The organism is Rhodovulum sp. FJ3, from assembly GCF_032918305.1.
Classification (GTDB): Bacteria; Pseudomonadota; Alphaproteobacteria; order Rhodobacterales; family Rhodobacteraceae; genus SAT37.
In genome coordinates this window covers 420,425-434,178 of sequence record NZ_JAWJUU010000002.1, presented here as the reverse complement: position 1 = coordinate 434,178, position 13,754 = coordinate 420,425, and the positions used below count along the sequence as shown (strand labels likewise).

Genomic DNA, 13,754 nt, shown 5'->3' with positions numbered 1-13,754 from the left:
GCGACCCGAACCGGATCGCCCCCAAATCTGAACAGCGTTCTGTGTCTTAGAAGTGCAGCGCGCGGCCATAGGCGTCCAGAACGGATTCATGCATCATTTCCGACAGGGTCGGGTGCGGGAAAACCGTGTTCATAAGGTCTTCTTCGGTCGTCTCAAGCTGACGCCCGACGACATAGCCTTGGATCATCTCGGTGACCTCTGCCCCGACCATATGCGCGCCCAAGAGCTCACCTGTTTTCGCGTCGAACACGGTTTTGACCATGCCTTCGGGTTCGCCCAGTGCAATCGCCTTGCCGTTGCCGATAAAGGGGAAGCGGCCGACCTTGACGTCATACCCGGCCTCTTTGGCCTTGGCCTCGGTCAGGCCGACGCTTGCGACCTGCGGATGGCAATAAGTACAGCCCGCGATCGAGTTCGGCTTGATCGGATGGGGGTGCTGACCCGCGATCAGTTCGGCGACCATCACGCCCTCATGGCTGGCCTTATGGGCAAGCCACGGCGCACCGGCGATATCACCGATTGCAAACAGACCATCGACACCCGTGCGGCAATATTCATCCGTCACCACATGGGTGCGGTCGATCTTGACGCCCAGTCCTTCGAGGCCTAGGTTTTCGACATTGCCGACAATGCCGACCGCCGAAATCACGGTGTCGAATTCCTGTTTCTCGACCTTGCCGTTGGCCTCAATATGCGCGACGACCTTGCCGTTGCCGCGATCCAGTTGCTTGACCATCGTCTTTTCACGGATGGTCATGCCCTGTTTCTGGAACTGCTTTTTGGCGAATGCGCTGATCTCGGCATCCTCAACGGGCAGAACACGATCCATCACCTCAACCACGGTCGTGTCCGCGCCCAAGGTGTTGTAGAAGCTGGCAAATTCAATCCCGATGGCACCCGACCCGATCACGAGCAGCTTTTTCGGCATCCGTTTCGGCGTCAGGGCGTGTTTGTAGGTCCAGACCAGATCGCCATCGGCCTCAAGACCCGGCAATTCGCGGGCACGTGCGCCGGTTGCCACGACGATGGCCTTGGAGGTCAATTCCTCGGTGCCCTTGTCGGTTTTGACGCTGACCTTGCCTTTAGCCGGCAGCGTCGCCTCGCCCATAAAGACGGTGATCTTGTTCTTTTTCATCAGGTGGCCGATGCCGCCCGACAACTGTTTCGCCACACCGCGCGAACGGTCGACAACAGCATTCAGATCATAACCGATCCCGTCTGCGGACAGGCCGAATTCCTTGGCGCGGTGCATCAGGTGGAACACCTCCGAACTGCGCAGCAAGGCCTTGGTCGGGATACAGCCCCAGTTCAGGCAAATACCGCCCAGATGTTCGCGTTCCACAATCGCAACCTTAAGGCCCAGCTGCGCCCCGCGGATGGCGGCCACATAGCCCCCCGGCCCCGCGCCAATAACGATCATATCAAAAGTCTTCGCAGCCATAGGATCCTCATGGGTTTTGAAATTAGTTTGATATTAAACTATCCGGAACATCCCTTCAATAAACCCCACGACAATCGCGCGTGTTTTTTCGCAAAAACCGCCTAAGGAGTTGGCATTACGCCTGATTTTTTCGGATTTCCTCAACGATCTTGCCGTAACCACCGTTTTCGATCCACGATTTCTCGTCTTCGGTGCTCTGACGGCCCAGAGCCTCGTTGCGATACGGGAATCTGCAGAACTGGCGAATGACCTCACGGTGGGCCCGCGCGTGCAGCAGGTTCGACTCGCCCGTTTTGGGCATACGCGTCAGGATCAAGCGCACGCTGCGGTCCTGATCAGTGGCGTTTTCCGAGTGCATCAGGGGCAGATAAAAGAACTGGCGCTGGGGCTCGGCGATCTGTTTGTCGAACCCTTCGTCAATCGAGCGTTTCGCGGCCGCGCGCCCCAGCTGGTCGGTGGCAAATGCATCGCCCGAACCGCGGAACATGTTACGCGGGAACTGGTCGGCCAACAGGATATAGGCAAGCGCGGTGTCCGCCTGTGTCAACCAGCGCAAGAACCGACCGTCCCGCAGTGCCTGCCAGTCATCCATGAACCGGTCGCGGATTTTCTGGTCCAAGGCCTCATCGCCCACGTACCAGTTATCCTCACTCACTTCGTTCAGCCAAAAATCCAGAATATCCTGCGCGCGCTGCATCGCTGTCCCCTACCCAATTGCATTGGCGTATCCCGATACGCCTCAGTGCCACGGTTTCAAAAACCGTGGCCGAGGGCAAGCAGGAAGGGTGCGATTTAGTTCGCGGGGCTCAGGCCATCATCGGCCTGCTCGGATTCCTCGATGAAGTATTCCTGTGCCGCCTCAACCACAACGGCCGTGGCCGAAGGCAGAACCGGTGCGTAGGTGCCCGTATCTTCGACCGAGGGCGCGGCACGCTGGGTCATCCGGTAGGCCGCATAGCCAGCAAGAGCAAACCCCATGATGGCCATGAACGCAAAGAACCCCGACGGGCCGACAACGCCCATGATCCAGCCCATGCTGATCGGGCCAAGGATCGCGCCGATCCCGTTCAGGAACATCATCCGTCCAGAGGCCGCCGCCATATCCGCGTGGTCCAGAAAGTCGTTCGTATAGGCAATAAGCAACGCATAGAGCGGGTTCGACGCCCCCCCGAGAAAGAACGCCGCCACCAAGAGCAGCTCATAATTCCACCCGAACAACCCGCCCACAACGGACGCGCCACCCGATGCCGCCGCCGTCAACAGGATCAGGCTGCGCCGGTCCACGCGGTCGGACAGCCATCCGATGGGGAACTGACAAATCAGCCCGCCAAGGTAGATCGTCGCCACAAAGGTCGAAATTTGCGCGACACTCAGGCCCACCTCGGAGCCGTAAACGGCGGCCATGCCGAACATCCCCGAATAGATCCCGCCGGTCAGGAACATCCCGACCGACCCCAAGGGCGAGGTGCGGATCAGATCGCGCAGGGACATCGGTTTGGTCGCCTCGAACGCGGGCGTCGGCGTCGCCGACAGCAAAATCGGCGCAAACGAGATCGAAACAAGGACCGAGGGCACGACGAACAGGATGAACCCCGACGGATCGCCGAGGACAATCACACCCTGCGCCGTCACGATCCCCGCCATCTGCGTGATCATATAGAGCGACAGAGCCTGCCCCCGTTTCGAATTATCGACCGAGTGGTTCAGCCAGCTTTCGGCGGTCACATACACGCCCGAAAAACAGAACCCGATCACAACGCGCAAAGCGACCCAGACCCACGGGTTGGCAATGGTCGGATAGAGGATCAGAACCGCCGAGATGAACGAGGCCAGCGCCGCAAACACCCGTACATGACCCACACGGCGGATCATTTCCGGCGTCATGCGTGAGCCACCCAGAAACCCAAGGAAATAGGCCGACATGACCAGCGACATCTCAAAGGTGCTAAAGCCCTCGATGCCGCCGCGCACCCCCAACAGGGTGCCCTGCAAACCGTTGCCCACCATCAGCAGCAGCATCCCTGCCATCAATGCCCATGTGCTGCCCAGAACCTGAATCACGTCGCTCTCCGTGTGTTGAGCCCCCCGTGATGATGAAAAAGCGCGGGGCGCGATGTTGCGTTGGCGACCCCTATTAGGCCATTTCCGCCCTAAGGCAGCAATAGCGACGCATCGCCATACGAAAAGAAGCGGTAGTCCTCGGTCACCGCATGGGCATAGATCTCGCGCACGCGCTCCACCCCCATCAAGGCCGATACCAGCATCATCAAGGTCGATTTGGGAAGGTGAAAGTTCGTCATCAACCCATTGGTGATTTTAAATTTATAGCCGGGGCGAATGAAAATGTCCGTGGTGCCGGTCCATGCGGCCATGGTGCCATCGTCGGACGCGGCACTTTCGATCAGCCGCAAGGCGGTTGTGCCCACGGGAATGATCCGCCCGCCCGCCGCGCGGGTTTCGTTCATCTGCGCGGCTGCCTCGGCGGTGATTTCACCCCATTCGGAGTGCATCTTGTGGGTGTCGATGTCATCGACCTTGACCGGCAGGAACGTGCCCGCCCCAACGTGCAACGTAACCTCGGTGAACGCCACACCGGCGGCGCGCAGCGCCTCTAACAGGACCTCATCGAAATGCAAAGACGCCGTCGGCGCGGCCACAGCACCGGAATGGCGCGCAAAGACGGTTTGATAGTCGTCCTTGTCCTGTTCATCGGCGGGGCGTTTGGCTGCGATATAGGGCGGCAACGGCATCGCACCCGCGGCGGCCAGCGCGGCGTCGAAATCATCGCCACTTAGGTTAAAGGCAAGGTCCAGATCGGTTTCGCCCTTGCGCGTGACGGTGGCCGACAGATCGGGCGAAAAGACGATCACCTCGCCCTCCAGCACCTTGCGTAGGGGTTTGGCCAGCGCGCGCCAGCCCCCACCGGCCAGCGGGTCCAACAAGGTAATTTCGACCTTGGCCGTCACCGGCCCCTGCCCCGTGTCGCGGGTGCGCTGACCACTGAGGCGCGCGGGGATTACGCGGGTGTTATTTAGGATCAACCGGTCGCCTGCACCGATATAATCGGTCAGGTTGAACACCTGCCGGTCATGCAGGCCCGCCTGATCCGCCACCAACAGGCGTGCGTTGCGGCGCGGTTTCACGGGCCGCGTCGCGATCAGGTGGTCAGGCAGGTCAAAGTCGAAATCGGATAGTTTCAATTCCCAAGCTCCGGTGGCGGGCGGCGAAAGATTTCCCGGAACATGCCGGGCGTCAGAATGGACAGCGGGTTCACACTGACTTTGGGGTCATCGGCCGGTCCGCGCAGGCGATAGTTGAACCCGAACAGGCCCTCGCCCTTGCGGGTCAGGACAGACCCGATCGAATTGACCAGATAGATCGGGGACACAACCCCCTGCAGGTCCAGCCGTTTCGCGGCGAACTCATAAACACCTGCCATCGAAATGCCAAGGGACGGGCCAACCGCACTGCCCCGCCGGATTTCGACCCCCTCAGGCGTCAGGGTGAACCGCGCCTCAACGCTTGTAAACGCCAGCCCCTCACCCGATAGCTGTTCAATCAGACCGACAACCGAAACCGCCGACAACAGTTCGGCCAGCGCGCCCACGCCGCGCACCCGCACATTGGTGATGTCCATACGCCCGTTATAGCGCCCCTCGCCCTCAAGCGGGGTCAGGATCAGGTCCATCGACCCGCCCCGCGCCTTGGCAAACACATTCGCCCCGCGCAGGACCTCACCCGCCTGTTCCGACCGAATACGGACCGCCGTGCCATGGTCCGACGGGGCAAGCGCCGCGTTGAACCGCGCGCCACCTGGGACCGACCCGATGAACGACCCGTTCAACCCGCCAGATGTCGATAGCGTCCCGTCAAGATCTGTGACAACCAACCCGTCCGCCACGATCAACCGGTTCAGCGCGATTTCGGTCGTGCTGTTGCCACCACTGCCGCCCGCGCCGTTCAATCGGTCGGGCAGCGCGGTCAGATCCACCTGCCCGCCGGTGACGCGCACGGCCATCGGCCGCCCCGCGCCGCGTCCGGTCAGGATCACCGATCCGTCGAACCAGCGCCCGACGCTGACCTTGGGCAGTTCGATCCGCTCAACCCCGCCGCCTTGGGCCAGAACGATGTCGCCCGCCGCAGACAGGCCCGGTGCCGACAGGGCGATGTCGTCGATTGCAATGGGCGCACCCAGTCGTCCGTTAATCGTTAGGTTACCTGTGCTGCCGGTCCCCTTGGACCAAGCAATGGCGGGGATCGACAGGCCGATCCCCTCAAGATCGCTGCTCAACCGGAATTGGGGTGCCTCACCACGGACCAGATCAAGGTCCAGCGCACCGCGCCCCGTGCCCCGCACCATCCCGCGCGGCAGATCAACCCCAAAAGCGGCGAGGTTCTGTTCAGACAACAGGATGGTGCCGCTGACGGAACTCTTGCCCGCGTGTTCCGGCCCGATCTGTTGGGTCCAGCCGCCGTTAAAGGACACCCCGTCCACCGTGGCCGCGCCCGCAATCGCCACGGCCTCGGGCGTCGCGGTCAGGCGCAGATGGGGCGCGGCGAACGATCGGCCCGGAACCAGAACGTCCGAGGTCACATCGTAAAGATCCCCCGCGACATCGAATGCGACCTCATGCGGTTTAACGCCCTTGCGGAACTCCAACCCCAGATCGGCGCGCACCACGGCGCGACCATCGGCAATGTCGATCCCCTGTCCCGCGCGCTGCATCAGGGTCAGGGGCGGCTGATCAATCAGGGACAGAATGGCAGGGATCGGCCCATCCATGTGCAGATCGATGGTGCCATAGGCCGGACGCACGGTGATGTCGTCGATATTGACCACCGTGCCGGTCAGATCGACCACCTGCCCGTTTGGCGCGGTGACGATCCCCTGCTCCAGTGACATCACGAACCGCTGTTCGGTCAGGGTGATATAGCCACTGCCCTCGGTGGCGTGGGGCATGGTTTTCATGAACCGCACCTCGCCGCCCTCAAACCCGTGGGTCAATTGAAAGCGCGGCTTTTCCCCCGGCTCCAGACGCAGCGCCGCATGGGCGTCGCGCGCTATGCCAAAGGCAATGTTCTCCGTCACCCATTTGCGCGTTTTGGGCACCACGGCCACGGGCCACAGGCGCAACAGGCGCGATTTGCTCATCGTGTCGACATAGGCGTCCAGCGCCACGTGCCAGCCCGCATCGGACACAGTCGCCCGCCCCTTGGCGCGGATCGCGCGGTTCTGGGCGTCCAGCAAAACCGCCTGCCCCAGATCGACCGAAAACGGGTCCAGCGTGATTTTCATATCCGCCGCCCCGCCGGTAAATGTCACGGGCGTCTGGAACACGCCGTCAGGATTCAACGCCACCGATTTCAGGCCCATCTGCGCCACCAGAACCGTCGGCAGGCCCTGCACGAACTCTTGCAAATAGGCCTGACCACCGCCGTTGAACGTCAACGTCCCCGAGGTCAGTTCGACTTGGTTCAACGCGACGCGCTGGGCGGCGGGGTCGTATTGGAAATAGCCCTTGGCGCCGTCGAAATGCACGGGCTTGGTGTTTTCGGTGGGGATCAGGTCGCCCTCGCCGATGTCCAAAACCCCGCTCAGCGGCAAGAGCGCGCCATCGGAGCCCACGCCCGCGCGCACCGCCCCCGAAATCGGCGCGCGGATCACCGACAGAAACGCAAAGGCGGGGGATTGTTGCGCGATGTCGTCGGACGGCACATCACTAAAGGATGCGGACAGGCTACTGGCGGGAGAGCCCTTTTCGGTCTCGAACCCAAAGGCGAACTCGGACGGGGTGCCTGCGTCATTATAAAGGGTCAGGAACACCTGCGCGCTCAGAGCCTCAGCCGTTTGATCCAGCGTCAACAGGCCCTCACGGATCGACCATGTGCGCCCCGCCCGCGCATCCAGATAGATCAGGTCAAGGTTTTCAACGGCGACGCTTTCGATCACCGACAGCGCAGGCAGGGCCAGCGCGCCGTCCAGTTGATCCAGAACCTCGGCCAGACTACCGGCCTGAAACGTGGGGGTGTCGCCGCCAAGCGCCAGATCGAAGTCGCCGTTCTCATCGCGGCGCAACGTGACACGCGCCGCCGCCAAGGACAGACGCCGCATCTCGACCCGCCCGTCGAGCAACGCGCGCCCCGAAATCGCGGCCTCAAGCGCGGGGACAGACAGGACCTGTCGTCCTTCGGCGTCGCGCAGCCGTAGCTCTTGCAGGCGGACGCGCGGGAAATTGCCCCATTCGAACTGGACCTCCATCCCCGCCAGATTCGCCCCGACAGGACCAAGTGCGTCATCAATCCCCGCCTCAACCCGTGCGGTCACCCAGTCTGGCATCTGAACCGCGCGGCCCATGAACGACAAAACCACGCCGCCCATGAACACCATCGCCAGCAACAGCGTGATGATCAGGAACACGCCCACACGGCGATGCGTGGGCATCGGCCGTTTCGGGGTTGGCTCTGTCGGATCGCTCATCAAGGTCGCTTGCTCTTGCCCTCGGATATTGTCGCTTTATCTTTGCCGCGCGCGCACCACAAGGAAAGCGTGAAGTGAGGAAAGGATGCCCAGATGCTGACAGTTGGCCAAGAAGCCCCCGATTTCACCCTGCCCCAAGATGGTGGCGACCCGATCACCCTGTCCGATCTGCGCGGCGGACCAGTGGTTCTGTTTTTCTACCCCAAGGACGACACCCCCGGCTGTACCAAGGAATCGATCGCGTTCTCGGGCCTGTTGGATGAGTTCAAGGCGGCTGGGGCCACGGTCATCGGTGCCTCGCGCGATACCGTCGCCAAGCACGAGAAATTCCGCGCCAAGCATGATCTGACCATCCCCTTGGTCTCGGATGAGGACGGCACCCTGTGCGAGGCCTATGGCACATGGGTCGAGAAAAAGATGTACGGCAAAACCTACATGGGGATTGAGCGCGCGACCTATCTAATTGATGCCGAGGGTAAAATTGCGGAAATCTGGCGTAAGGTCAAAGTCCCCGGTCACGCCGAGGCGGTTCTGGACGCGGTGCGCGCGCTGTGAGCGACCTGACCCTGACGGAAATGGCCTGTGCGGTTCTGAACACCGCAGACGCCAATGCAAAGACCGCCCTGTCGCGTGACTATGCGCGTCAGTGGTTTGAGGCGCGCAAGGCCGGAACGCCGATCCCTGTGGGCACGGCGAACCCGCCCTTGCAACCGGCACGCCCCGCGAAACCCGCGTTGCTGAACCCGCGCGACGTGCCCCGTCGCCGTCCGGGAACCGAGGCGGGGCGCAAGGCGATCCTGCACGCGGTTGCACACATTGAATTGAACGCGGTGGACCTGCATTGGGACATCATCGCGCGGTTCGGCCATATCCCGATGCCCATCGGGTTCTATGACGACTGGGTCAAATCCGCGGATGAAGAGAGCAAACATTTCGGTCTTGTGTCCGGCTGTCTGGAACGGATGGGCAGCTTTTACGGCGATCTGGACGCGCATGCGGGCATGTGGCGTGCCGCCGAAGACACGGCCGAGGACCTGCTCGGCCGTTTGGCCGTTGTGCCCATGGTGCTTGAGGCACGGGGATTGGACGTGACCCCAGGCATGATCGAGATTTACGAGGCCGCCGGTGACACCCATGCGGTAGAGGCCCTGCGCGTGATCTACGCCGAAGAGGTCGGCCACGTCGCCTATGGGTCCAAGTGGTTCCATTTCCTCTGTGGTCGCCACGACAAAGACCCCAAGGATGTGTTTCACGACCTCGTCCAGACCTATTTCCACGGTCCGCTAAAGCCGCCCTTTAACGAGGAAAAACGCGCCGAAGCGGGTCTGCCGCCCGATTTCTATTGGCCCTTGGCCGAGGTGAATAGCTGACCCTAGGGAAAGCTGACCCTCCTTATCGGCAATATCTCGCCCATTTTTAGTTGATTTTTGCGGGTTTAGGGGGTCGACTGCCAAAAAATATTGCAGTCCGGCCCCTCCTTACCCTATCCAACAGGGAACCGTGCGGTTTTGATGGGAACCGCTGGCCGAGACTGGGGAAAAGGCAGACGGGACAGAAACTTGAAAACAACTTTTTTCAAGCGCTTACACGCAACGCTTGAACGGTACTTGCCAGAGCAACGACTGTTCCTGCGATCAGATACAGAAACGCGGTTCATCCGCCTGCGGTCCGAGACCCAATTGGTCGTTCTGGCCGGTGTGGCGGGCATGGTCGGCTGGAGCATCATTGCCACTGCCGTCTTGCTTATGGACACGATTGGCGCGGGCAACCTGCGCGAACAGGCGCAACGCGAACAAGCCACATATGAACGCCGTTTGAACGAACTGGCCTCTGAGCGCGACCAACGCGCCATGGAAGCCGAAAGCGCGCATGAGCGGTTCGCCGTCGCCCTGTCCGAAGTGTCCAAGATGCAGTCGCAACTTCTGGCCTCCGAAGAGCGTCGCCGCGAGTTGGAAACCGGCATCAAGGTCATCCAGAAAACCCTGCGCACCACCATTGATGAACGCGACGCCGCCGCCGACAAGGCGGATGAGCTGACCGCTGAACTGGCCGATGCCACGGGATCGGCGCGCACCGGCGCGTCACAGGCCGAGGATCTGGAACAGACCGTGGCGTTTTTGTCGGACGCGCTGAACCTCACCGCGGTTGAGCGTGACACGATCGCCGCCGATGCGGTCGCAGCCTATGATCTGGCCGAGGCGATTGATTACGAACGCCGCCTGATGCAGGACCGTAACGACCTGATCTTTGGTCAGCTGGAAGAGGCGCTGACGATCTCGGTCGAACCGCTGGACAAAATGTTCCGTCAGGCGGGCCTGTCGACCGACAACCTGCTGAACGCGGTGAAACAGGGCTATAACGGCCAAGGTGGCCCCCTGACCCCGCTGGCCTTTTCGACCAAAGGCGAACCTCTGGACCCCGATAGCCTGCGCGCAAACCAGATCCTTGAAGGTCTGGACCGGCTGAACCTCTATCGGATCGCCGCCCAGAAAACGCCCTTTGCCCTGCCCGTCAAAAACTCGTTCCGCTACACAAGTGGCTTTGGCCCGCGTTGGGGCCGGATGCACAACGGCACCGACTTTGCCGCCGCGACCGGAACGCCGATTTATTCCACCGCTGATGGTGTTGTGATCCACGCGGATTGGCAATCGGGCTATGGTCGCCTGATTAAAATTAAGCATGAGTTCGGAATCGAAACCCGTTATGCCCATTTGTCCAAAATTCGTGTTAAGGTTGGCCAAAGGGTATCGCGCGGAGAGCATATCGGTGATATGGGAAATTCCGGCCGGTCTACTGGGACGCATTTGCACTATGAGGTGCGTGTCGGTGGCAAACCCGTTAACCCGATGATCTATATCAAGGCAGCCAGAGATGTTTTCTAAAAGCAGGATCAATGAGCCCGGCCCGAAAGCGGGCGAAGAGAAAAAGCCCGAAACCGGCAAGGCCCCCGCGCCCGCCCCGGCAGAGCGCCCCATGACCACGACGACCCCCGCTGCCAAGCCCAAGCCGCCGGCATCGGTTCTGTCCTCGGACCTGACGGTGACGGGCAACCTGAAAACCACCGGCGATATTCAGGTCGAAGGCACGGTTGACGGCGACATCCGCGCGCATCTGCTGACCGTTGGCGAAGGCGCCACGATCAAGGGCGAAATCATGGCCGATGACGTTGTCATCAACGGTCGCGTGATTGGCCGCGTGCGTGGCCTGAAGGTGCGCCTGACCTCGACCGCACGGGTTGAGGGCGACATCATCCACAAGACCATCGCGATCGAAAGTGGCGCCCATTTCGAGGGCTCGGTCCAGCGTCAGGACGATCCCCTGTCCTCGGGTCCGGCGAAAAAAGCCGAAGGCTAAGCCACCGCGTGATAGAGAATTTGAGGGCACCCCATCGGGTGCCCTTTTCGTTTTCGGGTTAGTCGAGTGTCGCGTGATAGAGATGCCACGTCGCGTGCCCCAGAACCGGCAGCACGACCAGCAGGCCCAGAAACAGCGGCACCATCGCCGCGAAAACTGTGACGGACACGAACAGCCCCCACAGGGTCATCACCCAGAAATTCCGCAAAACCGACTGAAAGCTGACAATCATCGCGGTGACAAAGTCGATCTCGCGGTCCAGCAACAGGGGCAGACCCGTCACCGTGATGGCGAACGTCACACCGGCCAGTACCGCCCCGACCCCCGTCCCCACGAGCAGCATCAGTATGCCGTTTGTGGTCTGATAAATCTCATAGGACGTCGTGACATTGGTCATGGTCGACAGCCCCAGAAACAGGGCGAAAATCATGTGACCGATGAACGACCAGAACAGGAAGATCACGATGATAATGGCGGAAATCCACGGCAGTTGCCGCTCTTTCTGGCGCCAGATCACCCCAAGGATTTCGGACCAATCCAAGGGGTCGTTGTTTTCGATCCGGTGGCTGACCTCATAGAGACCGACCGCTGTGAACGGCCCCAGAATCGGAAAGCCGAACACCGCAAGGGCCAGCCAATAGACCTGTCCCGTGCCCAGCGTGATCCACGTCAGGATCAGACCGCAGATCACATAGAACCCGCCGAAAAACGCCCCAAACATCGGGGCGGCCAGAAAGTCCCGCCATCCCTTGGCCAGACTGGCAGTCACATCCGCGCGCGTGATCTGCCGTATTTCGGGCACCGGTGAGGGTGCCGTGATGTCGCTCATTCGCTTCTCCTCCCAAAAAGAAGCGCGTTTCCCACGATCAGTTTCCCGATCGCGGGCCACATATCAAGCGTTAGTTGGGCAATGGCGGACAGATCGGCTGGGCGCGGTCGCATTTGTCATAGCCGTAGACGCCGCCGTTCTTGACCTCAACCTCGTCCTCGCCGTTGAAACAACTGTCCGCCATTTTGGCCATCACATCCGAGCCGCCATAGATCGTGCCCTTGGGTTTCACCTTGCCGTCGCGGATGTCCTCAAAGCTCTCTCCGGCGTCCAGCATCTCGGTCAGGACCCACGTGTAATAGTCCGACAAGGACGCGACATAGCGGTCCACCTGATCCTCGCCCTTGCGGATTTCAGACGGGTCGTCGGGCTTGAACTCAATAACGGTACAGTCTTTCACAACAAAGCAATCGGGGCGGCTGCGGCTATCGGTGGGAATGGCTATGTCCACCACATTGCAGCCAAACGGACCGGGTAACGTTTTGTGCTTTTCCTTGCCGTATTCGATCCACGTCCGGATCCACGGCGATTGCGTGCCTTTGAGCGCGCTGCCCTTATCCTTGAGCAGGCTTTCCATGCCACGATAGCGTTTGTTCATGTTGACCAACAGACGCTCAACCTGATCGTCGCCCGTCGCCGCCAGAACCGCGTCGCCCTCGGGCTTTAGCTCTTTGTACTCTTTCACCACCTGATCAATCAGGCGCAGCACATCGTTCTTGTTGTCGCTGAGCGCCGCCTTGACCCGCGGGTCGGACGCCCCGTTGCCTGAGGTTTCATTCCAGTCGATCGAACAATAGGCGATGCGCAGGCGTTCCAACCCGTCACAGTTCTTTTCCCACACCGCGCGGGTGCGATCGAACCACTCTTCGCCCGCCTTCACGAACTCCTCGGACGCGTCCAACGTCGCGCCGGTGGTTTTCAACGCAGCCACCACATAGGACAGGCGCAGGGGTTCCTCAATCGGGTCACAGGCCCGTTCGGCATTGGTCAATGCGCGGGTGTAGTATTTCACGATGTCGTCGGCGGCGCGGTCCAGCGCCTTTTCAATCGAACTGTCCCAGCGTTTGGGGTAATTACGCGAGTCCTTGAACCGTGCGCTCAGGACCTGACGGGCGGCGTTTTTCAGGTCGTCCTCGATATCCTCGGCATTGTTGAGGGCGGCCTCGACCTGATCCTCAATCGACTTGGCCAGATCTTCGATGTCATCGGCGTCGTCGTCCTCAATCTCCTTGATGATCTCGGCGATCTTGTCCTCAAACCCCTCTTCCAGATCCTCGCATTGTTCGGGCAGTTTATCGATGGCCATCTGGACCTTTTCCATCTTGCCCAGAACGGCCAGCGCGGCGCGCAGGGATTTGAGGTTCGCCTCATGCACGGCGACGAATTCCTTGATCCGGTCCTCAACAGGGCGATAGCGATGATCGCGTCCGGGCAGGCGTTCGAGCGTCTGCAACTCGGATTCGGCGCATTTCACATGGCGCAGGATTTCGTCCACGTCACTGTCATCGCCCTTGGGGATATAAAGGATCGGACGCTCCATCAGGTGATAGCAATCCTGAAGCGGGTCAAATTCGCGGTCCAGTTCCACGTCCTGCGCATGGGCCGCCGCCCCGATGAACAGCGTTCCGATCAGTGTTAGAAGATTCCGCATG

General features: G+C 60.9%; 11 protein-coding genes. 4 read left to right on the top strand and 7 right to left on the bottom strand.

What is annotated here, in order from left to right; translation table 11 throughout:
* Positions 1-46: 46 nt before the first annotated feature.
* The 5 genes from lpdA to R1W00_RS07190 all read right to left on the bottom strand — a co-directional run bounded on the left by lpdA (position 47) and on the right by R1W00_RS07190 (position 7,919).
* Positions 47-1,441, bottom strand: coding sequence for a dihydrolipoyl dehydrogenase (gene lpdA / locus R1W00_RS07210; RefSeq protein ID WP_317262052.1), 1,395 nt, complete (start codon positions 1,439-1,441; stop codon positions 47-49).
* A 115-nt stretch (positions 1,442-1,556) separates the two neighbouring features.
* On the bottom strand, positions 1,557-2,138 hold the full coding sequence (locus R1W00_RS07205) for a DUF924 family protein (RefSeq protein WP_317262051.1): 582 nt from the start codon (positions 2,136-2,138) through the stop codon (positions 1,557-1,559).
* 95 nt (positions 2,139-2,233) lie between these two features.
* Complete coding sequence (locus R1W00_RS07200) at positions 2,234-3,556, bottom strand: MFS transporter (protein WP_410901542.1); 1,323 nt, start codon at positions 3,554-3,556, stop codon at positions 2,234-2,236.
* Between the two features lie 35 nt (positions 3,557-3,591).
* Positions 3,592-4,641 (bottom strand): tRNA preQ1(34) S-adenosylmethionine ribosyltransferase-isomerase QueA, encoded by a 1,050-nt coding sequence (queA, locus tag R1W00_RS07195; RefSeq protein ID WP_317262049.1) that lies wholly within the window; start codon positions 4,639-4,641, stop codon positions 3,592-3,594.
* Positions 4,638-7,919 carry an AsmA-like C-terminal region-containing protein gene (locus tag R1W00_RS07190; RefSeq protein WP_317262048.1) on the bottom strand — a complete coding sequence of 1,094 codons (3,282 nt, stop codon included), beginning with the start codon at positions 7,917-7,919 and terminating at the stop codon, positions 4,638-4,640. The genes queA and R1W00_RS07190 overlap by 4 nt, the downstream gene beginning before the upstream one ends.
* Positions 7,920-8,012: 93 nt before the next feature.
* Here R1W00_RS07190 and R1W00_RS07185 point away from each other — a divergent pair, with 93 nt between their 5' ends.
* The 4 genes from R1W00_RS07185 to R1W00_RS07170 all read left to right on the top strand — a co-directional run bounded on the left by R1W00_RS07185 (position 8,013) and on the right by R1W00_RS07170 (position 11,273).
* Positions 8,013-8,474, top strand: a complete 462-nt coding sequence (locus tag R1W00_RS07185; protein ID WP_317262047.1) for a peroxiredoxin — start codon at positions 8,013-8,015, stop codon at positions 8,472-8,474.
* Between the two features lie 20 nt (positions 8,475-8,494).
* The gene (locus R1W00_RS07180) at positions 8,495-9,289 is read left to right on the top strand and encodes a ferritin-like domain-containing protein (RefSeq protein WP_317262400.1); all 795 of its coding nucleotides are present in this window, start codon (positions 8,495-8,497) and stop codon (positions 9,287-9,289) included.
* Between the two features lie 189 nt (positions 9,290-9,478).
* On the top strand, positions 9,479-10,801 hold the full coding sequence (locus R1W00_RS07175; protein ID WP_317262046.1) for a DUF5930 domain-containing protein: 1,323 nt from the start codon (positions 9,479-9,481) through the stop codon (positions 10,799-10,801).
* Entirely contained in the window at positions 10,791-11,273 is a 483-nt protein-coding gene (locus R1W00_RS07170; protein ID WP_317262045.1) for a polymer-forming cytoskeletal protein, read from the top strand. Before R1W00_RS07175 ends, R1W00_RS07170 begins: the two co-directional genes overlap by 11 nt.
* A gap of 58 nt (positions 11,274-11,331) precedes the next feature.
* Here the strand turns inward: R1W00_RS07170 and R1W00_RS07165 are convergent, their stop codons facing one another.
* Positions 11,332-12,102 carry a DUF2189 domain-containing protein gene (locus R1W00_RS07165; RefSeq protein ID WP_317262044.1) on the bottom strand — a complete coding sequence of 257 codons (771 nt, stop codon included), beginning with the start codon at positions 12,100-12,102 and terminating at the stop codon, positions 11,332-11,334.
* Between the two features lie 70 nt (positions 12,103-12,172).
* Positions 12,173-13,753, bottom strand: a complete 1,581-nt coding sequence (locus R1W00_RS07160) for a hypothetical protein (RefSeq protein WP_317262043.1) — start codon at positions 13,751-13,753, stop codon at positions 12,173-12,175.
* Position 13,754 lies beyond the last annotated feature (1 nt).